This window comes from Pseudomonas sp. EggHat1, assembly GCF_014892995.1.
Classification (GTDB): domain Bacteria; phylum Pseudomonadota; class Gammaproteobacteria; order Pseudomonadales; family Pseudomonadaceae; genus Aquipseudomonas; species Aquipseudomonas chaetocerotis.
This window is the reverse complement of the sequence record NZ_JACKQK010000009.1, coordinates 186,686-211,195: the sequence shown is the minus strand read 5'-3', so window position 1 is coordinate 211,195 and position 24,510 is coordinate 186,686. Positions and strand designations below refer to the sequence as shown.

At 63.0% G+C, this 24,510-nt stretch carries 22 protein-coding genes; 12 read left to right on the top strand and 10 right to left on the bottom strand.

Annotation, left to right across the window (positions count from 1 at the left end; all coding sequences use genetic code 11):
* Nucleotides 1-59: 59 nt before the first annotated feature.
* Entirely contained in the window at nucleotides 60-1,913 is a 1,854-nt protein-coding gene (locus INS93_RS16110; protein ID WP_192983797.1) for a DUF4105 domain-containing protein, read from the bottom strand.
* A gap of 142 nt (nucleotides 1,914-2,055) precedes the next feature.
* Between INS93_RS16110 and INS93_RS16105 the strand changes: the two genes are divergently transcribed.
* Complete coding sequence (locus tag INS93_RS16105; RefSeq protein WP_192983794.1) at nucleotides 2,056-2,367, top strand: TraR/DksA C4-type zinc finger protein; 312 nt, start codon at nucleotides 2,056-2,058, stop codon at nucleotides 2,365-2,367.
* Here the strand turns inward: INS93_RS16105 and INS93_RS16100 are convergent.
* The gene (locus INS93_RS16100; protein ID WP_160020748.1) at nucleotides 2,360-4,000 is read right to left on the bottom strand and encodes a cation:proton antiporter; all 1,641 of its coding nucleotides are present in this window, start codon (nucleotides 3,998-4,000) and stop codon (nucleotides 2,360-2,362) included. The genes INS93_RS16105 and INS93_RS16100 overlap by 8 nt on opposite strands.
* Nucleotides 4,001-4,183: 183 nt before the next feature.
* On the opposite strand from INS93_RS16100, the gene INS93_RS16095 reads away from it, so the two are divergent.
* The 8 genes from INS93_RS16095 to INS93_RS16060 all read left to right on the top strand — a co-directional run bounded on the left by INS93_RS16095 (nucleotide 4,184) and on the right by INS93_RS16060 (nucleotide 12,135).
* A complete protein-coding gene (locus INS93_RS16095) occupies nucleotides 4,184-6,673 on the top strand; it encodes a Lon protease family protein (protein WP_192983792.1) in 2,490 nt (829 codons plus the stop codon).
* Nucleotides 6,674-6,838: 165 nt separating this feature from the next.
* Nucleotides 6,839-7,192 (top strand): hypothetical protein, encoded by a 354-nt coding sequence (locus INS93_RS16090; RefSeq protein ID WP_160020746.1) that lies wholly within the window; start codon nucleotides 6,839-6,841, stop codon nucleotides 7,190-7,192.
* Between the two features lie 139 nt (nucleotides 7,193-7,331).
* Nucleotides 7,332-7,823 carry a TIGR00645 family protein gene (locus INS93_RS16085; RefSeq protein WP_160020745.1) on the top strand — a complete coding sequence of 164 codons (492 nt, stop codon included), beginning with the start codon at nucleotides 7,332-7,334 and terminating at the stop codon, nucleotides 7,821-7,823.
* A gap of 142 nt (nucleotides 7,824-7,965) precedes the next feature.
* Nucleotides 7,966-8,268, top strand: coding sequence for a DUF6482 family protein (locus tag INS93_RS16080; protein WP_160020744.1), 303 nt, complete (start codon nucleotides 7,966-7,968; stop codon nucleotides 8,266-8,268).
* Nucleotides 8,265-9,665 (top strand): 3'-5' exonuclease family protein, encoded by a 1,401-nt coding sequence (locus INS93_RS16075; RefSeq protein WP_192983790.1) that lies wholly within the window; start codon nucleotides 8,265-8,267, stop codon nucleotides 9,663-9,665. Before INS93_RS16080 ends, INS93_RS16075 begins: the two co-directional genes overlap by 4 nt.
* On the top strand, nucleotides 9,662-11,197 hold the full coding sequence (locus INS93_RS16070) for a cryptochrome/photolyase family protein (RefSeq protein ID WP_192983788.1): 1,536 nt from the start codon (nucleotides 9,662-9,664) through the stop codon (nucleotides 11,195-11,197). Before INS93_RS16075 ends, INS93_RS16070 begins: the two co-directional genes overlap by 4 nt.
* Nucleotides 11,194-11,340 carry a DUF2256 domain-containing protein gene (locus tag INS93_RS16065; protein WP_192983786.1) on the top strand — a complete coding sequence of 49 codons (147 nt, stop codon included), beginning with the start codon at nucleotides 11,194-11,196 and terminating at the stop codon, nucleotides 11,338-11,340. The genes INS93_RS16070 and INS93_RS16065 overlap by 4 nt, the downstream gene beginning before the upstream one ends.
* Before the next feature lie 165 nt (nucleotides 11,341-11,505).
* Nucleotides 11,506-12,135, top strand: coding sequence for an FKBP-type peptidyl-prolyl cis-trans isomerase (locus tag INS93_RS16060; RefSeq protein WP_064494199.1), 630 nt, complete (start codon nucleotides 11,506-11,508; stop codon nucleotides 12,133-12,135).
* 279 nt (nucleotides 12,136-12,414) lie between these two features.
* On the opposite strand, the gene INS93_RS16055 is transcribed toward INS93_RS16060, so the two are convergent.
* Nucleotides 12,415-12,642 carry a hypothetical protein gene (locus tag INS93_RS16055; RefSeq protein ID WP_074675630.1) on the bottom strand — a complete coding sequence of 76 codons (228 nt, stop codon included), beginning with the start codon at nucleotides 12,640-12,642 and terminating at the stop codon, nucleotides 12,415-12,417.
* 256 nt (nucleotides 12,643-12,898) lie between these two features.
* The gene (locus INS93_RS16050; protein WP_192983784.1) at nucleotides 12,899-14,524 is read right to left on the bottom strand and encodes a methyl-accepting chemotaxis protein; all 1,626 of its coding nucleotides are present in this window, start codon (nucleotides 14,522-14,524) and stop codon (nucleotides 12,899-12,901) included.
* A gap of 226 nt (nucleotides 14,525-14,750) precedes the next feature.
* Between INS93_RS16050 and INS93_RS16045 the strand changes: the two genes are divergently transcribed.
* Complete coding sequence (locus INS93_RS16045) at nucleotides 14,751-15,905, top strand: L-talarate/galactarate dehydratase (protein WP_192983782.1); 1,155 nt, start codon at nucleotides 14,751-14,753, stop codon at nucleotides 15,903-15,905.
* Nucleotides 15,906-15,908: 3 nt separating this feature from the next.
* On the opposite strand, the gene INS93_RS16040 is transcribed toward INS93_RS16045, so the two are convergent.
* The 6 genes from INS93_RS16040 to INS93_RS16015 all read right to left on the bottom strand — a co-directional run bounded on the left by INS93_RS16040 (nucleotide 15,909) and on the right by INS93_RS16015 (nucleotide 21,720).
* Nucleotides 15,909-16,814: a LysR family transcriptional regulator gene (locus INS93_RS16040; protein ID WP_192983779.1), complete on the bottom strand. Its 906-nt coding sequence runs from the start codon at nucleotides 16,812-16,814 to the stop codon at nucleotides 15,909-15,911.
* A 174-nt stretch (nucleotides 16,815-16,988) separates the two neighbouring features.
* Nucleotides 16,989-18,509 carry a tripartite tricarboxylate transporter permease gene (locus tag INS93_RS16035; protein WP_192983777.1) on the bottom strand — a complete coding sequence of 507 codons (1,521 nt, stop codon included), beginning with the start codon at nucleotides 18,507-18,509 and terminating at the stop codon, nucleotides 16,989-16,991.
* A 9-nt stretch (nucleotides 18,510-18,518) separates the two neighbouring features.
* The gene (locus INS93_RS16030) at nucleotides 18,519-19,025 is read right to left on the bottom strand and encodes a tripartite tricarboxylate transporter TctB family protein (protein WP_192983775.1); all 507 of its coding nucleotides are present in this window, start codon (nucleotides 19,023-19,025) and stop codon (nucleotides 18,519-18,521) included.
* 66 nt (nucleotides 19,026-19,091) lie between these two features.
* Nucleotides 19,092-20,069: a tripartite tricarboxylate transporter substrate binding protein gene (locus INS93_RS16025; protein ID WP_192983773.1), complete on the bottom strand. Its 978-nt coding sequence runs from the start codon at nucleotides 20,067-20,069 to the stop codon at nucleotides 19,092-19,094.
* 35 nt (nucleotides 20,070-20,104) lie between these two features.
* Nucleotides 20,105-21,499 carry an enolase C-terminal domain-like protein gene (locus tag INS93_RS16020; RefSeq protein WP_192983771.1) on the bottom strand — a complete coding sequence of 465 codons (1,395 nt, stop codon included), beginning with the start codon at nucleotides 21,497-21,499 and terminating at the stop codon, nucleotides 20,105-20,107.
* A 56-nt stretch (nucleotides 21,500-21,555) separates the two neighbouring features.
* Nucleotides 21,556-21,720, bottom strand: a complete 165-nt coding sequence (locus tag INS93_RS16015; RefSeq protein WP_192983769.1) for a hypothetical protein — start codon at nucleotides 21,718-21,720, stop codon at nucleotides 21,556-21,558.
* 326 nt (nucleotides 21,721-22,046) lie between these two features.
* Here INS93_RS16015 and kdgD point away from each other — a divergent pair, with 326 nt between their 5' ends.
* Nucleotides 22,047-22,958: a 5-dehydro-4-deoxyglucarate dehydratase gene (gene kdgD, locus INS93_RS16010; RefSeq protein WP_192983767.1), complete on the top strand. Its 912-nt coding sequence runs from the start codon at nucleotides 22,047-22,049 to the stop codon at nucleotides 22,956-22,958.
* Between the two features lie 111 nt (nucleotides 22,959-23,069).
* A complete protein-coding gene (gudD, locus tag INS93_RS16005) occupies nucleotides 23,070-24,419 on the top strand; it encodes a glucarate dehydratase (protein ID WP_192983765.1) in 1,350 nt (449 codons plus the stop codon).
* The last annotated feature ends 91 nt before the right edge of the window (nucleotides 24,420-24,510 follow it).

Below are 24,510 nucleotides of genomic sequence, written 5' to 3'. Positions count from 1 at the left end.
CTCCTGAAACGGGTGGCGGGAATCTCAGTATAGAAGCCTGTCGTCAGTGCGTTGGTGCGTCAGTAGTGATACCAGCGCAGCTCCAGCTTCACCTCGTTGACCGGGCTGGCGAGCTGGCTGAACTCGCGCTGGGCGCTCAGGCGCAGGCCGAGGTGGCGTGACACTTCCCACTGCTGGTTGAGCGACAGGCGCCTGCGTACTTCGCCGTTATGGAAATAGTCGCCAGCGGCTTCCAGGGTCAGGTTGCCCACAGGGTTGCGCCACAGCAGGCCGCTGTTGAAGCCTGCGGCGGGGGAGATGACGGCGGCGAAATCCTCGTTGTATTCCAGGCGCGCGGTGCCGAGGGCGAAGCCGAGCAGATCCTCGTGCAACTGCCAGGTGGCGCCGGCGCCGCCGCTGATATGGCCGACCAGCGGGGTGTCGCCATCTTCGCCGAGAACCCGCTCCAGGCCGCCGCCGATCTGCCAGGAAAGCGGTTGCAGCAGGGCGTTGCGCGGTGTCAGCGAACGGATGTTGGCCAGGACCAGGCGTTGCAGTTGCCAGTGGTTGTTCTCGTACTGCCGCAGCTTGAGCTGGAGAATCTCGATCTGTGCGCCGAGGGGGAAGCCATCGAGGTTGTCGTTCAGGTCGTGGTAGGCCATGCGCAGGCCGTATTCGGCGAAGGCACGGTCGTCGCGGCTGCCGCCGGCCAGTTGCCAGGTGCGCGACTGGTGGCCTTCCTCGGGCAGCGGCGGGCGTTCGACTTCCAGGGGCTGTGGAGGGTTGCGATTGATCGCACCGAGCAACTGGAAACTGCGCTGGGCGTTGCTGCTGCGCTCTTCATCGTTGGCGTGGTAGCGCACCAGACGAAAGGCGGCGTCCTGGATCAGCGCGCGACGTTCTGCCGGCAGGGCGAGGAAGTCGCTGTCATCAAGCAGTGCCGGGTCTTGGCGCAGGCGCAGTACCCAGGCCTGTTCGTCGCTATCGAGCGGTTCGGCGCGCGCCAGCAGCTCGCGCTCACGCGAGGGGCGATAGTCGATGCGCTCGATCAGCCCGGCGTCCTTGACCGCGCGCACGGTGTCGGTGGGGATGGCGGTGAGCGGGAAGTGCTCGGTCAGCTCGATGCCGGGGCGGGCTATTTCCAGCAGCTCCAGCAGGCGGTAGGAGCAGTTCTCGTCGAAGAAGAAGTAGTCGAAGCGAATCTGCTTGAGCTCCCAGACGTGCTCGACCATGCGCGCAGTTTCTTCCGGCGTCAGGTTCAGCCGGTATTCCCACAGGTCACGGTTTTCCAGGCGGTTGTACTCGCTGAGTTTCTCGCGATACGGCACCAGGGCGAACAGGCCGGGGTAGCCGCCCATCAGCCCGCGCCAAGCGTAGAGAATGCTGTTGTCGTCGCCTTCGATGAAGGCGCCGAAGTTCAGCGCGTAGCTCAGCAGCGCGGTGTTGTGGCTGTCGATATCGGGCTGGTCGATGCGCAGCAGGGTGTGGCCGAACATCGACGAGGGGCTGTTCAGGTAGGCCGCCGGGAACACCAGCACCGTGCTGTGCGGATTGACGTCGGCGAGCCAGTTTCGGTATTCGGCACAGTCCGGGCTGGGTAGGTCATCGAGTTGCAATTGCGCCTTGAGCCAACGGGTACGCGCCGGGTAGACGCATTGCGGGTGGCGGTCGCCCAGTTCGGCGGGCTGGTACAGCGCCTTCAGGGTCGCCTGCAGTTCGGCGGCCGGGTCGCTGTCGCCATCTTCTGCGAGAAAGAAATCGTCGTCGTCGACATAGCTGCGCCAGCCGCCGAGCTTGCCGGTTTCGTAATGGCCGAGGGCGATCCAGTAGGGATCGTCGGCTAATTGCTCGAGCGTGGCGGCATGCAGGGGAAGGCTGAGGCTCAGGGCAAGGACGGCGAATATCCGTTTCAAGGTCGCTGTTCTTCTGGTCATGGCGATGGCCGAGCTTTGGCCAGGCTGTCGATTGGTGTCAAGGCAGACGAACAGGACATTTCGCGCAAGTGCTGACCGGCGTCAGTCACGGGGTTCGCGCGGGGTATCACACTGAGCGCTCTTCAACGCAAGGAGATTGCTCATGGCTCACCGTGATGTGCTGGACGCTCTGCTGCTTGACTACACGACCCGTGCCGAGGCGATTCGCCGCGATCTGGGGCGCATCCATTCGGCGGATTTCGCCGAGCAGGCGCAGCAGCGGCAGAATGACGAAGTGCTCGAAGCGCTGCTGGCTGAGGCCGAACAGGGAGTGCTACTGGTGCGCCAGGCGCAGCAGCGCCTGGCCGAGGGGCGCTATGGCGAGTGCCTGTGTTGTGGCGAGCCGATCGAAGCGGCGCGTCTGGCAGCCCTGCCAGTTGCCGAATACTGCCTGGGGTGTGCGCAGTTCAACTGAGCGGCTGTTCCACCTCTTGCAGCAGGCGCCGGGCGGCTGAGTCGGCGGCATCTATGTAAGGCTGCAGGACGCTGGCCGCACCGGCGCGAGTGAAGGCCTCCAGATCACCTTCGCGGAAGGCGCTGAGGGTGACGTTGCCGCGAAAACCGGCGCTGCGTGCGGCGCGCAGGAGCAGTGCATTGACCTCGCGCTGCGGAATGGTGCTGACCAGTGCACGCGCCTGTTGCAAGGGCAGATGGGCGATGAAGTCGGCATCTTCGGCATCGCCATAGCACACCGCCAGGCCTGCCCGGCGGGCGCTTGCCAGGGCCTGCGGGTCGAAGTCCACGCCCAGCACGCGCAGCCCTGCATCCTGCAGGCGATGGGCCAGTTGGCGACCGTAGCGCCCCAGGCCATACACGATGACTTCCGGTCGGGTGTGATCCGGAGCGTTGTCCTCGGCGTTTTCGCGGTGGGCGACGCGCCGCTCGAATATCCCGAGCCAGGGTGAAAGGCGCTCGAACAGCGGCTGCGCGTACAAGATCATATAGGTGGACAGGGTGATGGTGATGATCCCCACCAGGGTGGTCAGCCCCAGCGCTGCGCTGCCCACATGGCCGAGGCTGATGCCCATGGCGACGAAGATGATCGAGAATTCGCTGATCTGCGCCACGGTAAGCCCGGCCATGAAGCCGGTGCGTTTGCGATAGCCCATCGCGCCCATGATGGCCATGACGATCAGCGGGTTGCCGATCAGCACGAACAGCGACAGCAACACGGCGCTGCCGATCTGTTGGTGCAGGTAGGAGAAGTCCAGCTGAATGCCCAGGTGCAGGAAGAAGAACAGCAGAAGGAAATCGCGCAGGCTGGTCAGCCGACTGGCGATGGCTTCACGCAGTGGCGTCGACGCCAGGCAGAAGCCCGCGATGAACGCGCCCAGCTCCTTGGACAGACCCAGCGCCTCGGCGCCGCCAGCCAGCAGCGTGCCCCAGGCGATTGCCACCAGCATCAGCAATTCCGGCGAGCGGGCCATGGGCGCCAGCAGGCGCGGCAGGACGAAGCGCACCAGCAGGTAGAGCAGCACAAGGCTGGCCAGCAGCGCGCCGACCAAGGCCAGTGGCGGCAAGCCAATCTTTTCGCTGCCGGCTGGTTGATACAGGCTGATGACCAGCATGGCCAGCACCACGGCGATGTCCTGCACGATGAGAAAGCCCATGGCGATGCGCCCGTGCAGCGAGTCGATCTCGCCTTTGTCCGACAGCAGCTTGACGATGATGATGGTGCTGGAAAATGTCAGCGCCACGGCCACGTAGCCAGCACTCGCCCAGTCCAGCCCCAGCAGGCGGCACAGGACCAGGCCGGCGATGATGGTGAAGCTCAGTTGCCCCAGGCCGGTGGCCAGGGCGACGGCGCCCAGGGTGCGTACCAGATGCATGTCCAGCTTGAGGCCGACGACGAACAACAGCACCGTGATGCCGATTTCCGACAGCAGGCTGATCGAGCTGTGATCACCAGCCAGATTCATCGCGGCTGGGCCGGCGATGATACCGACCAGGATGTAGGCGATGATCAGTGGCTGGCGCAGCCGTACGGCGAGCATGCCCAGCAGGGCAGACAGGCTGAGCAGGGCGGCGATTTCCTGAAAGGCACTCATAGGCAAGGCTCTCGATTGTGCTGCTACCCGTCGTGGCCACAGGCTTTGCAGAGGAACCCGTGAAAGCTTATTGCAGACTCGATTTAGCGTATTGCCATGAATCAAGCCTTGATCCATTTCGCGCCACAGGCCCAGAATCACCCCATGTTTTGCGGAAACTTCCGCCCGCTATAAGGATCGCCAATGTCCAAGCGTAGCCTCGATGCTTTGCGCCTTGCCCCCGACTCACTGACCCGCCCCTTCGCCCCCGAGCAGTTCAACTTCAGCAGTACCGATGATCTCGAACCTTTCCGCGGCGTACTGGGTCAGGCCCGCGCGGTCGAAGCCCTGCAGTTCGGCGTGGCCATGCCGCGTCCAGGCTACAACGTGTTCGTCATGGGTGAGCCCGGTACTGGACGCTTCTCCTTCGTGCAGCGCTACCTCAAGGCTGAAGCCAAGCGCATGGAAACGCCGGCCGACCGGGTCTACGTCAACCATTTCGATGAGCCGCGCGAACCACGTGCACTGGAGCTGCCATCCGGCACCGCGAGTGCGTTCATCGCCGATATCAATCAGTTGATCGACAACCTGCTGGCCACCTTCCCGGCGGTATTCGAAACACCGACCTACCAGCAGAAGAAGAGCGCCATCGATCGCAGTTTCAACAAGCGCTACGACCAGGCGCTGGACATTATCGAGAAGCTGTCGCTGGAGAAGGGTGTGGCCCTGTACCGCGACAGCACCAATATCGCCTTTACCCCAATGGCCGAGGGCAAGGCGCTGGACGAAGCCGAGTTCGCTCAGTTGCCGGAGGCCGAGCGCGAGCGCTTCCACGCTGATATCGCCGCGCTGGAGGAGCGCCTGAACGAAGAGCTGGCCAGCCTGCCGCAGTGGAAGCGCGAGTCGAGCAACCTGCTGCGTCAACTCAATGAAGAGACCATCACCGTTGCCCTGCAACCCCTGTTGGCCCCATTGTCGGAGAAATACGCGGAAAACGCAGGTGTCTGCGCCTATCTGCAGGCCATGCAGGTCAACCTGCTGAAAACCGCCGTCGAGCAACTGGTGGATGTCGACAAGGCCGATCCGCAACTGCGCAAACTGCTGGAGGAAATGTACTGCCCGAGCCTGGTGGTCGGTCATCACGCCAACGGCGGTGCACCAGTGGTGTTCGAGTCGCACCCGACCTACGACAACCTGTTCGGCCGCATCGAATACAGCTCCGATCAGGGCGCGCTGTATACCAGTTACCGCCAGCTGCGCCCCGGCGCGTTGCACCGTGCCAACGGTGGCTATCTGGTGGTCGAGGCGGAAAAACTGCTCAGTGAGCCCTTCGTCTGGGAAGCGCTCAAGCGCGCTCTGCATTCGCGCCAATTGAAGATGGAATCACCGCTGGGGGATCTCGGCCGTATTGCGACCGTCACACTCAACCCGCAGGTCATTGCGCTGCAGCTGAAAGTCATCATCATCGGCTCGCGTCAGCTCTATTACGCGCTGCAGGATGCCGATCCGGACTTTCAGGAGATGTTCCGCGTACTGGTCGACTTCGACGAGGACATTCCGCTCGCCGAAGAAAGCCTGGAGCAATTCGCGCAACTGATGAAAACGCGCACCTCGGAAGAGGGCATGGCGCCCTTGACCGGCGCAGCGGTGGCGCGCCTGGCTACCCACAGCGCGCGTCTGGCCGAGCACCAGGGGCGTCTGTCAGCGCGCATCGGTGACCTGTTCCAGCTGGTCAGCGAGGCCGACTTCATTCGCCAGCTCGCCGGGGAAAGCATCACCGACGTCGGCCATATCGAGCGCGCGCTCAAGGCCAAGGCCACCCGCACCGGACGTGTGTCGGCGCGGATCATCGACGACATGCTGGCCGGCATCATCCTCATCGACACGTGCGGCGCCGCCGTCGGCAAGTGCAACGGCCTGACCGTGCTGGAAGTGGGCGACTCGGCGTTCGGTGTGCCGGCGCGGATTTCCGCCACCGTCTATCCGGGCGGCAGCGGCATCGTCGACATCGAACGTGAAGTCAGCCTTGGCCAGCCGATCCACTCCAAGGGCGTGATGATCCTCACCGGCTTTCTCGGCAGCCGATACGCGCAGGAATTCCCGCTGGAGATTTCCGCCAGTATCGCCCTGGAGCAGTCCTACGGTTACGTCGACGGCGATAGCGCCTCGCTTGGCGAGGTCTGCACGCTGATCTCGGCATTGTCGCGCACCCCGCTCAAGCAGTGCTTCGCCATCACCGGTTCGATCAACCAGTTCGGCGAGGTACAGGCCGTCGGCGGTGTCAACGAGAAGATCGAAGGCTTCTTCCGTCTCTGTGAGGCACGGGGCCTGACCGGCGAGCAGGGGGTGATCATTCCGCACTCCAACGTCGCCAACCTGATGCTCGATGACCGTGTGCTGCAGGCGGTGCGTGCGGGGCAGTTCAACGTCTATGCCGTGCGCCATGTCGATGAGGCGCTGAGCCTGCTGGTCGGCGAGGCGGCTGGCCACCCGGACGAAAAGGGTCGCTTCCCCAAAGGCAGCGTCAACGCCCGTGTGGTCGAACGTTTGCGCGATATCGCCGAGATCGGGCTGGAGGAAGAGATCAAACCAGCTGACGCGGACAAGGCGAAAGCGGAAGCTGAGGCGGCCGCGGCGAAACCGGCCAAGGCACCACGGCGCAAGAAAAGCGACGGCGAAAGCGCGTCGAGCTGATCATATCTTGCACGATTGTCCCGGATTGCCCGGGACAGGCGCGCAGGCGTTCTTGCTCACGCCTCATGCACAGAGTTATCCACAGATTGCGTGGATAACTTTGGCCTTCACAGTTCGGCCACTCGGGGTGTAGGCTGGAGCCTGGATTCCGCGAGGGTCGCCGCCATGCCGCGTAGCCTCTGCCTCACCCGCCAATGCCTGGGCCTGGTCACCCGCATCGAGTGCGCGATCAAGCCACTGGCAGGAGACAACGGACGTTGGACACTGCTTTGCGCTGCCGGTATGTCAGGCGCACAGCCCTCGGCTATCAAGGCGCAGGGCCCGTTCTATGGACCTTCTGTCGCTGAGGACGCGCTTACGGCGATTGCCGAGAGCCTGGCCCTGCAAGGCTACATAGAATGCTGCGAACCGCCGATCTGGTGTCTGCATCTGCAGGCCGAACTACGTCGTGTCAACGGCGAACGCCACAACCCCTCCGGGCCATTCCAGCGTCACCCCGAAACCGATGGACAAAGCTGAAACGCCTGAAGCAAGGCGCTTTCGGGCAATCCTGACATTACTGCCGGGCTGGGGTTATCCACAGTACCAGGGGCACCTTCTGTTGGTGCAGTGCGATGGGTATACTCGCCGCGATTTTCCATCCTTCAGTGAGCTCTCCATGGAACGCTTCATCGAAAACGCCATGTACGCATCGCGCTGGTTGCTGGCGCCGATCTACTTCGGTCTTTCTCTCGCAGTGCTGGCATTGTCGGTCAAGTTCTTTCAGGAGCTTTATCACATCCTGCCGCAGATCTTTTCGCTCACCGAAGCCGACGTGATCCTGAAGCTCCTGTCGCTGATCGACATGGCGCTGGTCGGTGGGCTGCTGGTCATGGTGATGCTGTCCGGCTACGAGAACTTCGTTTCACGCCTGGACATTCACGAAGGTACCGAGAAGCTCAGCTGGCTCGGCAAGATGGACTCCAGCTCGCTGAAGATGAAAGTGGCAGCGTCCATCGTGGCCATTTCGTCCATCCACTTGCTCAAGGTGTTCATGGATGCGAAGAACTACGATCTTAAGTACCTGCAATGGTACGTGATCATTCACCTGACCTTCGTCGGCTCGGCCTTTGCCATGGGCTACCTGGACAAGGTCACCAAGCACGACTGACCTGGACTGATCTGAAGCCGCTTCACAACCGCCCGTCCGAACGCGACGGGCGTTTTGCTTTTTGGGCTTGAGCTTTTTCTTTGTTGTACAAGAATCAATTTTGTATAAGTTCTTGTACAATTGAAGGTAGGAGGCAAGGCCGATGAATCTGCATGATCTGTCCGCTCACGCTCAAGCCGGGCGCGTCGAAGAACTCAATCTGATCTCACTGGAAGGTGGCATTTATCTCCTCGAAGCGAGGATGGAGGGCCGCGCTCACCCGATTCTTACCGACAGGGGCAGCACGCTGAACCTGCGTTCGGTTGAGCATGCGCGTGACGTTCTGCAGGAAATGCCGGCGCTACCTTTCTTTCTGGTGCACAGCTCGGTACATGACGAGATGTGCGGCATGCCATCGGCCGACAATAGCCTGCGCGTGCCCATCGCCTTTCGTTCCGGCTGGTGACGGCAGCCTTTGCACCGGCCGCGACGTTGCAGGGTAAAGCCCTGGCGGTCGTGGAGGTGAAGACCACTGGGGCTCACCCGGCACGTGATGCCATCTGGGAGCTGGCGATCATCCAGGTCGATGCTGAGGGCTGTGTCGTGGAGCGCCTGCACTGGCTGTTCGAGCCCGGTGTCGCGTTGCCTGCGCAGTTGCTCAACCTGAGTGGTCTGCATCCACTGGAATTACGCGGCCAGCCGCGTATCGAGAGCGAGGCGCGTGCGATAGCCGCTGCCATTCGCGGCCGCGTGCTGGTGGGCCACAACCTTCGATTCAGTCTGGCGTTCTTGCGCCGCGTGCTGCCTGACTGGAACGCGCAGCGTCCGCAGCAGCTCTGCACCCTGCGCCTGTCCAGATCGGCCCTGCCGGAGCTGGCGGGTGCCGGGTTCGATGCACTTTGCGCGCATTTTTGTATTACGCGTTTCTTCCGCGATCGCGCCGTGCCGGATGCGGAGGCCGTTCTGGCGCTGGCTCGGCATTTGCTGCAGCAGGTCGCGCCGGCGGCGCTGGGGCATCAGCTGCGAAGCGCAGCGCGGCCTCCGTTGCTGGCCGCAGAGCGTTTCGCCCAGTTACCGGAACGTCCAGGGGTTTATTACTTCCTGGGCGACGGCGGTGCGCAACTGTATGTGGGCAAGAGTCGCAACCTGCGCCGCCGGGTGATGTCGCACTTTCAGAACGATCACCGCGACCGTCGCAGTCTGCAGATGGTGCAGCAGATCCGCGATGTGCAGGTGTCTGTCACGGCTGGTGAGCTGGGGGCTCTGCTGTTCGAGTCTGCCGAGATCAAGCGTCTGCAACCCCTGTACAACCGTCGTCTGCGCAAGCAGCGCGAGCTGTTGACCTGGGCGCTGGCGGGCGAGCCTGGCGATCTGCGCATCGAACTGCTCCAGCACCAGGCTTTGACGCCAGGGCTCAGGCAGGCCGGGTTGTTCCGCTCGCGACATCACGCGCGTCAGTGGCTGCTTGAGCAGGCGCGGCAGCGACGCTTGTGCCTGCGTGTACTCGGTCTGGAGGAGGGCGACGGTGCCTGCTTCGCCTATCAGCTTGGGCGCTGTGCTGGCGCCTGCTGTGGCGGGGAGTCGCGCCAGGTGCACGATGCGCGGCTGCTCGCCAGCGCCGAGCGCCTGCGAACCCAGGCCTGGCCATGGGCCGGGCCGGTCGCCCTGGTCGAGCGCGATGACCAGCACGGTCTTACCCAGTGGCACGTGCTCGATCAATGGCGCCATCTCGGTACGGTCGATGGCCTCGAGCATGCCCGGCCATTACTGACCAAGCGCCTGGGCGGCTTCAACCTCGACACCTATCACATCCTGCTCGGCCACCTGCGCCGCCACCCGAACATGGAGATCGTGCTGCTGTGACTGTTCGTCGTCTGATTCTCATTCTGGGCGACCAGCTCACCCACGGCCTTGGTGCGTTGGGCGACATCGACCCAGACCGTGATCACGTGCTGTTGGCCGAGGTGATGGAAGAGGCCAGCCATGTGCCGCATCACCCGAAGAAGATCGCCCTGATCTTCAGCGCCATGCGCCATTTTGCCGAGGCGCTGCGCGAGCGGGGCATCCAGGTGCACTACGTGGCATTGGATGATCCGGACAACAGTGGTTCGCTGCCCGGCGAGCTGCTGCGCTGGACGCAACGGCTCGACCCGGCCGAGGTGCATTTGACCGAGTGCGGCGACTGGCGCCTGGAGCAGGCGCTACGTCATTGCGGCCTGCCGATTCACTGGCATCAGGACAATCGTTTTCTTTGTACTCGCGAAGCCTTCGCTGCCTGGGCAAAGGGGCGCAAGCAACTGCGCATGGAGTTCTTCTACCGTGAGATGCGCCGCGACAGTGGGCTGTTGCTCAACCCCGACGGCACACCGGAGGGCGGTGCCTGGAACTTCGACGCCGACAACCGCAAGTCGTTGCCAAAAGGTGTGCATCCGCCTTTGCCGTTGTGCGTCGAGCCGGACGCCATCACGCGTGACGTACTGGCGTTGGTCGGGCAGCGTTTCACTAGTCATTACGGAAGGCTTGAAGGTTTCGATTACCCGGTTACGGCCGAGCAGGCCGAGCGCCTCTGGCAGCATTTTCTCGACAACGGCCTGGCCGACTTCGGCGACTATCAGGACGCCATGGCCGATGGCGAACCCTTTCTCTTTCACTCGCGCATCAGCGCCGCATTGAATATCGGCCTGCTCGATTTGCGGCGGCTCTGCGCCGAGGTCGAGGCGGCCTATCGCGCTGGCGACGTACCGCTGAACGCCGCCGAAGGTTTCATCCGCCAACTGATCGGCTGGCGCGAGTACGTGCGCGGCATCTACTGGCTACGCATGCCGGAGTACGCCGAAGGCAATCGCTTCGGCAATTCACGCGTACTTCCAGAGTTCTACTGGACCGGCAAGACGCGGATGAACTGCATGCGTCAGGCCATCGGCCAGACTCTGGAGCATGCCTATGCGCACCATATCCAGCGGCTGATGGTCACCGGTAATTTCGCCTTGCTCGCGGGCATCGCACCCAAGGATATCTGCGACTGGTACCTCGCTGTGTACATGGATGCCTTTGATTGGGTCGAGCTACCCAACACCCTGGGCATGGTGATGCATGCCGACGGTGGCTACTTAGGTTCCAAGCCGTATTGCGCCAGCGGCCAGTACATCAAGCGCATGTCCAATCATTGCCAGGGTTGCAGCTACAAGGTGAGCGAGAGCACCGGTGAGTCGGCCTGCCCGTTCAACGCGCTGTATTGGCATTTTCTGATGCGCCACCGCGAGCCGCTGGAACGCAACCCGCGTATCGGCATGGTCTACCGCAACCTGGCGCGCATGACCGAGGCCAAGCAGCAGGCGCTGTGGGACTGGGGCGAGCGCCTGTTGGCGAAACTCGATGCCGGAGAAATGCTGTGAAGAAGAGTGAGCTGCCGGTGAAGACCTGTGCGGTCTGCGGCTTGCCGTTCAACTGGCGCAAGAAGTGGGCGCGCTGCTGGGACGAGGTGCGCTATTGCTCCGAGCGCTGCCGGCGTGGGCGCAGCTCTGTTTGTCGCCGTTGAAGCGCCTCCCACGATATGTTCGTGTCGGCTCTGGCATCCGACTTCGCTCTACCTCCTGCATCCATGCAGTCCTGGCTGCGATGGGCAAGGCATGGGGTCGTGACGTCGCGCCAGGCTTCTGTGCTAGTCTGGCCGGCCTTTTTGCAGCCCCTAGCGGAGCCTTTCATGTCCGAATTCAACTTCAGCCCCGATCTGTCCTCCGATGAAGGTCGTGTCAGCTACGGCATCGGTCGTCAACTCGGTGGTCAGTTGCGTGACAACCCGCCGCCCGGCGTTGACCTGACGGCCATCCTCGCCGGCCTGACCGACGCTTTCAGCGGCCAGGCCAGTCGTGTTTCCGAAGCCGAGCTGGGCGCCAGTTTCAAGGTCATCCGCGAAATCATGCAGGCCGAAGCTGCCGCCAAGGCCGAAGCCGCTGCTGGCGAAGGCCGTGCCTACCTGGTCGAGAATGCCAAGCGCGAAGGCGTGACCGTATTGGCCTCCGGCCTGCAGTACGAAGTGCTGGTCGCAGGCGAGGGTGCCAAGCCGTCGGCTGAGGATCAGGTGCGTACCCACTACCACGGCACGCTGATCGACGGCACCGTGTTCGACAGCTCCTACGAGCGTGGCCAGCCGGCTGAATTCCCGGTTGGTGGCGTGATTCCGGGTTGGGTCGAGGCGCTGCAACTGATGGGCACCGGCAGTAAATGGCGCCTGCACGTGCCGAGCGAGCTGGCCTACGGCGCCCAGGGCGTCGGCAGCATCCCGCCGCACAGTGTGCTGGTGTTTGATGTAGAGCTGCTCGACATCCTGTAAGCGATCGCAGTAGCGGTGCGCACGTCCTGGGCGGCCCCGCTACACCCTACGAAACGGGGCGCTCTGGCTGACAGGGCGCCCCGTTTGCGTTTCTCTGGGTAGGGTGCGCCGCGCGCGCCAATTGTTTAAGTATCGTAGGGAGGACAACGCTGTTTTTGTCCACCATTCGCGACGACGGTGGACGGGTGAAGCGTCGTCCACCCTACGCTGCTGCGAGACAGGGTAGGGTGCGCCGCGCGCACCGGAAATAGGGTGATGACTTGGCCGCCGCGACTCTGTTCACGGACGCAAGGCCCGTGCGTAGCAGTACAGAAACAGGCTGCGCACCAGCTCCTTGAGCACGATGGGTTCGCTGGAGCTGAGCTCGTGCAGGTCCAGGTCGCCCTGGTCGCGCAGTTCGTCGAGGGCTTCTTCTTCCAGCATGGCGCAGACTTCCCCGGTTTCGCGGTTGAGGATGCGCAGATAGGGATGCGGGCGGTCCAGCCAGGCATCGATCAGGTAGGTCATGGCAGGTCTCCTTGGCCGTCATTACGCAACTGAGAATAATTCCTATTACATAAATAGCAAGGGTTAATTGCGACCTTTTGTCGTTTCCCCTCTTTCAGCAGGTGGGGTGGACATGCCGAAGGCTTGTCCGCCCTGCGTACCGTCCCCGCAAGCGAGTGGCAGGGCCGCAGCCTGCGCCACGGCACTCTGCCACGCAGGCTGTAGAAGATGCAGGGTGAGCCATGCGCTGCGTGTTCACGCCGGTCCGCAGGTGGGCTCAGGAGCCCAGGCGGCGGGTCACTTCGCCCAGTTGCCCGGACATGTCGTGCAGGTTACGGCTGGCCTTCTGCGTGCGCTCGACGTTGTCCTGATTGGCACTGGCGATAGCGGTCAGCTCGGTGAGGTTGCGCGAGATGTCCTCGGCTACCGAGGTCTGCTCTTCGGCTGCCGTGGCAATCTGCTGGTTCATGTCGCGGATGGCTTCCACCGCCTCGGTGATGCGCTGCAGCATGGCGCCAGCCTCGGTGACCTGGGTCACGCCCTGTTCGCTGCGCTGCTGGCCGCTTTCGATGGCGCGTACAGCGTTCAGTGCGCCGTTCTGCACGGTATCGATGATCTGGTTGATCTCGGCGGTGGACTCGGCGGTGCGCTGGGCCAGGGTGCGTACCTCGTCGGCGACCACGGCGAAACCACGGCCCTGTTCGCCGGCGCGCGCGGCTTCGATGGCGGCGTTGAGGGCCAGCAAATTGGTTTGTTCGGCGATGCCGCGGATCACCTCCAGCACCTTGCCGATGCGCCCGCTGTCGCTTTCCAGGCGACGGATCACCTCGGCGGTATTGGCGATCTCGCCGCGGATGTCGGTGATGGTGGCGATGGTCGATTGCATCACCGTGCTGCCCTGGCGCGCCGAATCGTCGGCATCGTTGGCCGCGTGCGCGGCGTCAGCGGCATGGCGTGCGACTTCCTGGGCGGTGGCGGACATCTCGTGCATGGCGGTGGCGACCTGATCGGTACGCTCGAACTGCTCGCTGACGCCCTCGGTCATGCGTGAGGCGATGGCGTTCAACTCGCTGCTGGCGCTGTCGAGGTTTTGCGTACTGTGGTGCAGGCGCTCGCTGGTGCTGGCGAGAAAGTCACGCAGGGTATTCGCTGCGCGGGCCAGCAGGCCAAGCTCATCCTTGCGGGTGCTTTCCACGCGTTGGCCGAAGCGGCCTTGGCTGAGCTGATCGACATGGCCGATCAGATGGCGGATGGGGATGATCAGATTGCGATTGACCAGCCACAGACTGAATACGGCGATGACCATGGCCGCGGCCAGCATCACGAGGGTGCCGCTGAGAATGGTGCGCGCGGCGCTGGCATTGATCTGCTCGGCCTGGCTCAGGCTGTTCTGGCGCAACTGCTCGACCAGCGCGGTCATCTGCTCGCTGGCGGCGCGGTCGATGCCTTTTACCGCCGCATCGCCAGCCTGGGCATCGGCACCGGCGGCGACGAAGGCGTCGCGGCCCTTGCGATAATTGCCGCCGAGCGCCTGATGTTCGCTGCGCAGGCGCTCGACCTGCGTCTTCAACGCCGGGTCGGCAGCGGCGACTTGGGTCAACTGACCGAGAATGTCCTGCACCTTGCGTTCCTGCGCTTCGAACTGGTCCCAGTAGCGTTGCAGGTTGGCGCTGTCCTGGCCGCGCAACAGGACGTTCTTCCATTCCTGCACCTGGATCTTGAATTCGACATTGGCCGCGTCGATCAGGCGCGAAGATTCCAGCGGTCCGTCGAGCAGGCCACGGTAGGACTGTATGCCGCTGGAGAGGAAGCTGAAGCAGGCCAGTGCGGTGATCAGGATCAGCGCCAGGCTGCCGCCGAGCAGGGCGAGAATCTGCGCGCGCAGGGATTTTTGCAGGAACATGATGGGATGCCTCGGAGGTCAGGCGGAGCGGGACATATTCAGCGTAGACGGTGAATGTTGCAGATTTGTGAAACGTCTAGACGTGTCCGGCAAATGGCCATGAGCAGGCCAGGCCTTGGCGGGTGATCCTGATGCTTGAATGATTGCGCAATCATCTTAATCTGGCTCGGGTTGTCCATTTTCGGCGGCCCATCGGGGCGTCGAGTTTCATCACGAGGAAGATGTCATGACCGATAACGCCGCCCCACGCGCCGACGACGACCGTATTACCTGGCTCAGCCTGCGCTCGGTAGCGCTGCCGCTGGCCAACCCGATCAGCGATGCCAAGGTGCTGACCGGACGGCAGAAGCCGATGACCGAGATCGCCATTCTGATCGCCGAGATCGAAACCCGCGACGGTCACCGTGGCCTGGGCTTCAGCTATTCCAAGCGCGCCGGTGGTCCCGGCCAGTTCGCCCACGCACTGGAGGTGGCGCCTAACCTGATTGGCGAGAACCCCAGTGATATCGCCAAACTCTGGGACAAGCTGTGCTGGGCTGGCGCGTCGGTGGGGCGCAGCGGCCTGGCGAGTCAGGCCATCGGCGCCTTCGACGTCGCCTTGTGGGATCTCAAGGCGCGCCGCAGTGGCCTGTCGCTGGCACGTTTGCTCGGCAGCCATCGCGATTCGGTACGTTGCTACAACACCTCCGGCGGCTTTCTGCACACACCGCTCGATCAGTTGCTGAAGAACACTGACATTTCCCGAGAAAAGGGCATTGGCGGTATCAAGCTCAAGGTCGGCCAGCCCGACTGGGCGCTGGATATCCACCGCGTCAGTACCGTGCGTGAGCACCTGGGCGAGAGCTTTCCGCTGATGGTCGACGCCAACCAGCAATGGGACCGCCCGACCGCGCGGCGCATGTGCCGACGCCTGGAACCCTTCGACCTGATCTGGATCGAGGAGCCGCTGGACTGCTACGACGCGGAAGGCCATGCCGAGCTGGTGCGCCTGTTCGATACGCCGATCGCCACCGGTGAGATGCTCACCAGTCCGGCCGAGCACTGGGAGTTCATTCGCCAGCGCGGCGCCGACTTCCTCATGCCCGATGCGCCGCGTGTCGGCGGTATCACGCCCTACCTGCGCGTGCAGACGCTCGCCGAGCAGGCCGGCATGACCCTGGCACCGCACTTCGCCATGGAACTGCACGTGCACCTGGCCGCGAGCCATACCCGCGAGCCCTGGGTCGAGCATTTCGAGTGGTTGGAGCCGCTGTTCAACGAGCGTCTGGACATTCGCGACGGGCGCATGTTGGTACCAACTCGTCCAGGCCTTGGCCTGAGCCTGAGCGAGCAGGTGGCTGGCTGGACGGTGCAGCAGGCGGAAGTCGGCAAACGCGCTTGAAGGTCAGTTCTGCGGATAGATGTCGCGAGCGGCCTGGCGCACGGCGGCGATCATCGACGGCAAGGCAGGGTTGTCGTTGTCGTCGCGCCATACCAGATGCAACTCCCCGCATACGCCTGCCGGTAGCGGCAGGTCGCGGAAACGCACCTGCTCGAAGCGGATGGCACTGGCGCTGCGTGGCACCAGTGCCAGTCCCATGCCGGCATTGACCAGCGACAGGATGGTCAGGGTCGAGCCCAGCGCCTGAACGAATTCAGGCTGGATGCCGCTGGCGCGAAACAGGCCGGTGTGCAGTTCGTTGAAGGGCTGCCAGGCGGTATGCGCGTAAAGAATGAAGGGCTGACCATGGAGCATATCCAGAGTCGGCCTTGCGTGTTGCGCCAGCGGATGCGCGGCGGGCGCGGCCAGCACGAAGGGTTCGCGCAGCAGGCATTCGCTGATCAGCCCGGGTTGCTGCAAGGGCGCGCGCACGATGGCCAGGTCCACGCGCCTGGCGCGCAGTGCCTGCACCTGTTCGAAGGTGCTCATTTCCAGCAAGGCGATATCCACGCCCGGGCGTTCACGTTTGGCCTCAGTTATCGCGCGTGGCAACACGTCATACACCGCGCTGGCGACGAAGCTGATATTGAGTGCGCCACTTTCGCCGATGGCGGCCAGCCGGGCGCTCTGCGCGGCGCGGTGGGCCTGATCGAGCAGCGCTTGGGCTTCGACGAAGAAGGCACGGCCAGCCGCCGTCAAGGCAACCGAGCGGGTGCTGCGGGTGAACAGGCTCACGCCCAACTGATGTTCGAGCAACTGGATCTGCCGGCTCAGCGGCGGCTGGGTCATGTTCAGTCGTTCGGCGGCGCGACGGAAATTCAGCTCGGCGGCCAGGGTGGTGAAACAGCGCAGTTGAGCCAGGTCGAACATTGATTCATTCCGGGTATCAATCTAGTGGTTGATTAGATTAGACCTGGATCAATGAGCGCGTCCATTATCTTGCTCAAGCCGCTGCAGTTGGCGTTTTAGAGGGCTGAAGGCGAAAGAGGCGGGAGTCAGAAATGCACCGCCCCCTGAGCAGAGGGGGCGGCAAGGTGGTGGGTGTCAGGTGCGCAGGATTTCGTTGATCGCGCTGGGTTTGGGACGCAGGGCGCTGAACACCTGCCAGAGTACGAACGCCAGGGCCAGGCCGAGGAAGGTGCCGGCAATCGGATTGGTGAAGAACTCGGCGAAGCTGCCATCCGACAGCATCAGACCACGGCGCAGGTTGGTTTCCGCCATCGGCCCGAGGATAAAGCCGATGATGAACGGCGCCGCTGGCATCCCGGCCTTGACGAAGGCATAGCCGAGCAGACCGAACAGCAGGATCGACCAGACGTCGAACAGGCGGCTGGACAGGCCGAAGGCACCAACCACGCAGAGCACCAGAATGATCGGCAGCAGAATGTGCTTGGGCACGTCGAGCAGCTTGATGAACAGGCGCAAGCCGTAGAACTCCATGAACAGCATCATGCAGGTGGCGACGATCAGCGCGGCGAAGATGGTGTACACCAGCGGCCCCTGGCTGATGAACAGCAGCGGGCCCGGTTGGATGCCGTGGATCAGGAAGCCGCCGAGCATGATCGCGGTGACGGTGTCGCCTGGAATGCCCAGGGTCATCAGCGGCATCATTGCACCACCGATACCGGCGTTGTTGGCCGTTTCACTGGCGACCACGCCGCCGATATTGCCCTTGCCGTAGGTGTGACCGTCTTTCGCGCGTTTCTTGGCGATGATGTAGGACACCAGGTTCGAGGTGCCGGCGCCGATGCCCGGCAGAATGCCGATGCCCAGTCCGATCAGGCCGGAGCGGCCGGCGTTCGGCAGTTGTTCGCGGAATTCCTTGAGCGAGAAGCCGAAGCCCTTGATGTTCTTCATGCTCACCGATCTAGCCTTGCCTTGCACGGCATGACGGCCGCTCTCGGCGAGCTTGATGATCTCGGCCACGGCGAACATGCCGATCATCACTGTCAGCATCGAGAAGCCGCCGTTGAGCTCGCTGACACCGAAGGTGAAGCGGCGTACGGCCTCTACCGGCGCAATGCCGACGGTGGACACGGCAATACCCAGCGCACCGGCGAACAGGCCCTTGACCATGGAGCCGGCCGAGAGAGTGGCGATCAGGGTCAGGGAGAACACCGCAATGGCGAAGTATTCATGCGGGCCGAAGCTCAGGGCCACCTTGGCCAACTGCGGGGCGATGAACATCAGCGCGACGATGCTGAAGATGGTGCCGAGGAAGGAAAACACGATGCCGACGCCCAGCGCCTTGACGCCGTGGCCCTGTTCCATCAGCGGGCCGCCATCGAACACGGTCGCGATCGATGACGGCGTTCCTGGAATCTTCAGCAGAATCGCCGAAATCAGCCCGCCCGAGGTGGCACCGATGAACAGCGCGACCAGCAGGGAAAGACCAGCCTGTGGGCCCATGGTGAAGGTCAGCGGCAGGCACAGTGCTACAGCCATGGTCGCGGACAGGCCGGGTACCGCGCCGAAGACGATGCCCATGGCTACGCCGACGGCCATCAGCATCATGATGTTGAGTGAAAAAACGGCACCGAAGCCTTGCTGCAGTAATTCGAGCATGGTCGATCCTCAGATGAAGTTGTTCAGCAGGCCAGCGGGCAGCAACAGATCGAAGGCCTCGCGGAACAGCAGGAAGATGATCGCAGAGCAGGCAACGGCAATCAGCAGATAGGTCAGGTGTCTGGCTTTCTGCTTTACCGGCGTCAGCACGAGGAACTGCAGATAGAGGTAAACCACGGTCATGATCGGGAAGCCCACAGGGCCGAGCAGGGCCATGTAGCCGAGGATCAGGCCGAGGGTCTTGAGGACGGTCCTGGGTTCTATGACTTCAGTCGGTTGCTCTTCAGCTTCTGCCGGCACCGGGCTTGCGGGTTCGGCGGCAACCTTGGGTTTGGCAAAGGCGCTGACCAGTTGCATCAGGCCCAGCAGAGACAGGAATCCGGCCAGCAGTTTCGGCACAGTGGCCGCATCGACACCGTCATGTCCAGGCAACTGTTGCGCCATGACCAGGTAGGCAAGGCTGGCGCCGAGCATGGCGATGCCAATGATCAGTTCTTTCTTGTTCAGGGTGTTCATCGTGTACCTCGATGTTCTGAGGCGAAGCGCCGGCTCGAGTCGATCAGGCCGGCGCTGCGTTATGGCTTACTTGGCCTTGCGCAGTTCATCCTTGAACTGCATGAAGTCTTCGCGGGTCTTGGCCAGAATCTGCTTGGCGTCTTCGGTGGCGAAGAAAGCGACCGGCTGCTTGAACTTCTTCAGGTCTTCGGCGTAACCAGGTTGCTCGGTGATCTGCTTCATGATGTCAGACATCTTCTTCACGATCGCCGGGTCGGTGCCTTTCGGGAAGGCTACGACGTAGGGCTTGTCCATGGTGATGTCGAGGCCTTGCTCCTTGAGGGTCGGAACCTCGCCGAGCATGGCGTTGCGTTCCTCGTTGGGCTGGCCCAGTGCGACCATCTGCCCGCCCTGTACATAGTCCTGTACGGAGCCATAGGTGATGGCGCCCATGTCCAGGCGACCGCCGAGCATGCCGACCACACGGTCGGACACGGTGCCGCCGTCGACCATCTTCAGTTTGGCGCCGGTGAGTTTCTCCAGCATCAGGCCCTGCAGGTGGGAGAAGCTGCCCATCTCGGTGCCATAGGTGATGCTGCCCGGATTGGCTTTGGATTTTTCGATCAGCTCTTTCATGCTGTTCACGCCGGCCTGCTTGGAGGCGACGAACACGGTGCTCTTGTCGACGCCGGCGATGCAGGCCACGTCGAAGACTTCGTAGCTGTCTTCGGTCAGGCCGGCGACTTCGTTGACGATCAACTGGCCCGGGTGGGTGAAGAGGATGGTATTGCCATCCGCCGCAGCGCCTTTGACCTGTTCGGCCGCCAGGGTGCCACCGCCACCGGCGACGTTGGTCACGACCATGGTCTTGCCGGTGATCTCGTTGAAGTACTTGGCCATCATGCGGGCGTTGAAGTCGGTGTCACCACCTGGGTTGGCGATCACCACCACCTGGATTGGGCGAGTCGGCCACTTGACCTCATCGGCGAAGGTGGCGGCGTGGGTGACCAGGGCGCCGACACCGACCAGGGCAGAAAGGAGAGAAGCGCGGAATGTTTTTTTCATTGGAATACTCCGGTTTGGGATGAAAGCCGCGCGAGTCAGTCGCGGCCGAGGCTGGGACGTTTCGGGTCGTACTGCCAACCCGGAACCAGGTATTGCATGGCCATGGCGTCGTCACGCGCGCCGTTGGCCACCTTTTTATAGAGCTCGTGAGCGGCCATGATTCGCTCCATGTCCGGCTCGATGCCGAGGCCGGGCTTGTTGGGAACCTCTACCTGACCACCGATGATCTGCAGCGGTTCGCGGGTCAGGCGCTCTTCGCCTTCCTGCCAGATCCAGTGCGTGTCGATGGCGGTGACGCGGCCCGGCACGGCTGCGGCGGCATGAGTGAACATGGCCAGGGAAATGTCGAAATGGTTGTTGGAGTGCGAGCCCCAGGTCAGGCCGAATTCCTCACATACCTGACCGAGGCGGACGGCGCCCTGCATGGTCCAGAAGTGCGGGTCGGCCAGTGGAATGTCCACCGCCTCGAGGCGCAGTGAGTGGCCCATTTGCCGCCAGTCGGTGGCGACCATGTTGGTGGCGGTAGGAATGCCGGTGGCACGCTTGAACTCGGCCATCACCTCGCGGCCGGAATAGCCGTTCTCCGGGCCGCAAGGGTCTTCGGCGTAGGCCAGCACATGGTTCTGGCCCTGGCACAGGGCGATGGCTTCATCCAGCGACCAGGCGCCGTTGGGGTCGAGGGTGACGCGGGCATCAGGGAAGCGCGCCTTGATCGCGCGGATGGCATCCATCTCCTCGGCGCCACGCATCACGCCGCCCTTGAGCTTGAAATCGTTGAAGCCATAGCGCGCATGGGCGGCTTCGGCCAGGCGGGCGATGGCCTGCGGTGTCATCGCGGCCTGATGGCGCAGGTGATACCAGTCGTCATGCGAACCTTGGCCGGCGAGGTAGGGCAGGTCGGTGCGCTGACGCTCACCTATATAGAAGAGGTAGGCGAGCATCGGCACATGATCGCGTTGCTGGCCGCTACCGAGCAGTTCGGCCACTGGCACGTCGAGATGCTGGCCAAGAAGATCGAGCAGGGCGGCTTCGACCGCGGTGATCACGTTGTCCAGGCGCAGGTTGATCTCGTGCGGCTGCTTGAGCACACGTGCCTCGGATTCGGATGTGACCTGATGCTGGGTGGTCTGTGGCCCTTTGGCCGGCCCGGCGATGGCCTGGCGCAGGCTATTGAGGATGCGGTTGTAGCAACCGACCGGTTGGCCGATCACCAGCTCGCGGCAGCGTTCCAGTGCCTGACGGATGCCTTCGCCACCTGGGACCTCGCCACAGCCGATGTGCCCGGCATTGTCCTTGAGCAGCACCAGATTGCGGGTGAAGTAGGGGGCGTGGGCGCCACACAGGTTGAGCAACATGCTGTCATGGCCGGCAACCGGGATGACTTGCATCTCGACGATCTGAGGTGTGCTGTTGCGGGGGGCTTCGTACATCTTGGCAGGGGCTCCGGACTTGGTGCGGCCCTCGGCCGCAATGGCGAAGGTACGGTTCAGTCGTGCACCGGGATCAGCAGGCGATCCGCGCTGCAGCAAGCTTGAGCATGGGCAAGGATGGCAACGAAGCCAGTGCAGGCTGCGTCGTACTGACGGGGGCTGGCAGCGATGTAACGATGCGCACGTTGGCAGCAGGTAGCGGCGGTGAAGGTCTGTGACATGACCTGGCCTCGTTTGTTTTTATTGGAATGTCATAGGTTGTCGTATGACTTGGTGAAATTAGTACCAGTCTGTTCCTGACCTGTCAACGCTGCTCATGAGCAATGATGATTGCGCTGCCATTTCCGTTGGCGTGATCATGGAGCCTGCTCTAGTCTGAGCTTGGCGCTTGTGTAGCGGTTTTCTGGCGAGGCGGGAAGGGCAGGGAAATCTTCGACGAACGGACGATATAAAAACTGGTGTTTTTTTTGTTGTTGTACGATAACGTATCTCTACAGCTGCGGCTGACGCTATTCCTCACAACTCGCTTTACTAGGGTGTTCGCATAATGAATCCACAAGAACTTAAGTCCATCCTCTCTTCTGGTCTGCTGTCTTTCCCGGTGACCGACTTCGATGCCGCCGGTGATTTCAACCAGGCCGGCTACGTGCGCCGCCTCGAGTGGCTGGCGCCTTACGGTGCTTCCGCCCTGTTCGCTGCCGGTGGTACTGGCGAGTTCTTCTCCCTGGCGCCGGACGAATACAGCGCCGTGATCAAGACAGCCGTTGATACCTGCGAAAAGTCCGTGCCTATCCTGGCTGGCGTTGGCGGCCCGACTCGCGTTGCCATCCAGATGGCGCAGGAAGCCGAGCGTCTGGGCGCCAAGGGCTTGCTGCTGCTGCCGCACTACCTGACCGAAGCCTCTCAGGACGGCGTCGCCGCTCACGTCGAGCAGGTCTGCAAGTCGGTGAAGATCGGTGTGGTGATCTACAACCGTAACGTCTGCCGCCTCAATGCCAATCTGCTGGAGCAACTGGCCGAGCGCTGCCCGAACCTGATCGGCTACAAGGACGGCCTGGGCGACATCGAGCTGATGGTGTCGATCCGTCGCCGCCTGGGTGAGCGCCTGACCTACCTCGGCGGCCTGCCGACCGCTGAAGTCTATGCCGCGGCTTACCGAGCGCTGGGTGTTCCGGTCTACTCCTCGGCCGTGTTCAACTTCATCCCGAAAACCGCCATGGACTTCTACCGCGCCATTGCCGCAGAAGATCACGCCACCGTTGGCAAGCTGATCGACGATTTCTTCCTGCCGTACCTGGATATCCGCAATCGCAAGGCCGGCTATGCCGTGAGCATCGTCAAGGCCGGTGCCAAGATCGTCGGTTACGACGCCGGTCCGGTCCGTGCGCCGCTGACCGATCTGCTGCCGGACGAGTACGAAGCCCTGGCCAAGCTGATCGAAGCGCAAGGCGCACAGTAATACCGCAGGTGGCCGCTCGCGCCTGCGAGCGGCCCAGTCGCGCTCCGGCAGGCCGGGTGCGACCGCGCTGAACCATTGTCGAACCCGCATAAGAACAACAGGGTAACGCTCATGACTTCACAGATTCCTGCCGCTGTCGGCACTCCGCTGATCACCGAGCTGCAAGTCGTACCGGTAGCCGGTCAAGACAGCATGCTGCTCAACCTGAGCGGAGCCCACGGCCCGTATTTCACTCGCAACATCCTCATTCTCAAGGACAGCGCCGGCCATGTCGGTGTCGGCGAAGTCCCCGGCGGCGAGGGCATTCGCAAGACCCTCGAAGACGCACGCTCCATGCTCGTCGGCCAGCCGGTCGGCAACTACAACGCATTGCTCAATCAGGTGCGCCGCGCCTTCGCTGATCGCGATTCCGGCGGTCGCGGCCTGCAGACCTTCGACCTGCGCATCACCATCCACGCCGTCACCGCGCTGGAGTCGGCGCTGCTCGACCTGCTCGGCCAGCACCTCGGCGTGCCAGTCGCCGCTCTGCTTGGCGAAGGCCAGCAGCGTGATGCGGTGGAGATGCTCGGTTATCTGTTCTTCGTCGGAGACAAGGACAAGACCGACCTCGGTTACCGCGATGAGCGCGATGCCGATGACACCTGGGAGCGTGTGCGCAACCAGACCGCGCTGACCCCGGAAAGCATCGTCCAACAGGCCGAGGCCGCGCATGCGCGCTATGGCTTCAACGACTTCAAGCTAAAGGGCGGCGTGCTGCATGGCGAAGCCGAAGTCGAGGCGATTCGTGCCCTGGCCGCGCGCTTCCCCGAGGCTCGTGTGACGCTGGACCCCAATGGCGGCTGGTCGCTGGATCAGGCCATCGCCCTGTGCCGTGACTTGCATGGCGTGCTGGCCTATGCCGAAGACCCTTGCGGTGCCGAGAACGGTTATTCCGGCCGCGAGGTGATGGCCGAATTCCGCCGCGCCACTGGCCTGCCCACCGCGACCAACATGATCGCGACTGACTGGCGGCAGATGGGCCACACCATTTCTCTGCAGTCGGTGGACATCCCGCTGGCCGACCCGCACTTCTGGACCATGGCCGGTTCCGTGCGTGTGGCGCAGATGTGCAACGACTGGGGCCTGACCTGGGGCTCACACTCGAACAACCACTTCGACATCTCGCTGGCCATGTTCACCCACGTCGCCGCTGCTGCACCGGGCCGCGTGACCGCCATCGATACCCACTGGATCTGGCAGGATGGCCAGTACCTGACGCGCAACCCGCTGCGTATCGAAGGTGGTCTGGTGCAGGTGCCGAAAACGCCGGGCCTCGGCGTCGAGCTGGACTGGGACGCACTGGCCAAGGCGCATGAGCTGTATCAGGCCAAGGGCCTTGGCGCACGTGACGACGCGGTGGCCATGCAGTACCTGATTCCGGGCTGGACCTTCAATAACAAGAAGCCCTGCCTGGTGCGTTGAGCCGAGTCTGGTGCCGCTCCGTGGCTTTGTAGGGTGGGCTTCAGCCCACCGTGACTACAATCGGTGGGCTAAAGCCCACCCTACGGGTTGA

Excerpts from the sequence above, each read along its gene's own strand:
- INS93_RS16050 (WP_192983784.1), bottom strand. The coding sequence starts at position 14,524 with ATGTTCCTGCAAAAATCCCTGCGCGCGCAGATTCTCGCCCTGCTCGGC.
- INS93_RS16055 (WP_074675630.1), bottom strand. The coding sequence starts at position 12,642 with ATGACCTACCTGATCGATGCCTGGCTGGACCGCCCGCATCCCTATCTG.
- gudD (WP_192983765.1), top strand. The coding sequence starts at position 23,070 with ATGACTTCACAGATTCCTGCCGCTGTCGGCACTCCGCTGATCACCGAG.
- INS93_RS16090 (WP_160020746.1), top strand. The coding sequence starts at position 6,839 with ATGCCGCGTAGCCTCTGCCTCACCCGCCAATGCCTGGGCCTGGTCACC.
- INS93_RS16085 (WP_160020745.1), top strand. The coding sequence starts at position 7,332 with ATGGAACGCTTCATCGAAAACGCCATGTACGCATCGCGCTGGTTGCTG.
- INS93_RS16110 (WP_192983797.1), bottom strand. The coding sequence starts at position 1,913 with ATGACCAGAAGAACAGCGACCTTGAAACGGATATTCGCCGTCCTTGCC.
- INS93_RS16015 (WP_192983769.1), bottom strand. The coding sequence starts at position 21,720 with ATGTCACAGACCTTCACCGCCGCTACCTGCTGCCAACGTGCGCATCGT.
- INS93_RS16020 (WP_192983771.1), bottom strand. The coding sequence starts at position 21,499 with ATGTACGAAGCCCCCCGCAACAGCACACCTCAGATCGTCGAGATGCAA.
- INS93_RS16030 (WP_192983775.1), bottom strand. The coding sequence starts at position 19,025 with ATGAACACCCTGAACAAGAAAGAACTGATCATTGGCATCGCCATGCTC.
- INS93_RS16035 (WP_192983777.1), bottom strand. The coding sequence starts at position 18,509 with ATGCTCGAATTACTGCAGCAAGGCTTCGGTGCCGTTTTTTCACTCAAC.
- INS93_RS16060 (WP_064494199.1), top strand. The coding sequence starts at position 11,506 with ATGTCCGAATTCAACTTCAGCCCCGATCTGTCCTCCGATGAAGGTCGT.
- kdgD (WP_192983767.1), top strand. The coding sequence starts at position 22,047 with ATGAATCCACAAGAACTTAAGTCCATCCTCTCTTCTGGTCTGCTGTCT.
- INS93_RS16105 (WP_192983794.1), top strand. The coding sequence starts at position 2,056 with ATGGCTCACCGTGATGTGCTGGACGCTCTGCTGCTTGACTACACGACC.
- INS93_RS16095 (WP_192983792.1), top strand. The coding sequence starts at position 4,184 with ATGTCCAAGCGTAGCCTCGATGCTTTGCGCCTTGCCCCCGACTCACTG.
- INS93_RS16025 (WP_192983773.1), bottom strand. The coding sequence starts at position 20,069 with ATGAAAAAAACATTCCGCGCTTCTCTCCTTTCTGCCCTGGTCGGTGTC.
- INS93_RS16100 (WP_160020748.1), bottom strand. The coding sequence starts at position 4,000 with ATGAGTGCCTTTCAGGAAATCGCCGCCCTGCTCAGCCTGTCTGCCCTG.
- INS93_RS16045 (WP_192983782.1), top strand. The coding sequence starts at position 14,751 with ATGACCGATAACGCCGCCCCACGCGCCGACGACGACCGTATTACCTGG.
- INS93_RS16080 (WP_160020744.1), top strand. The coding sequence starts at position 7,966 with ATGAATCTGCATGATCTGTCCGCTCACGCTCAAGCCGGGCGCGTCGAA.
- INS93_RS16040 (WP_192983779.1), bottom strand. The coding sequence starts at position 16,814 with ATGTTCGACCTGGCTCAACTGCGCTGTTTCACCACCCTGGCCGCCGAG.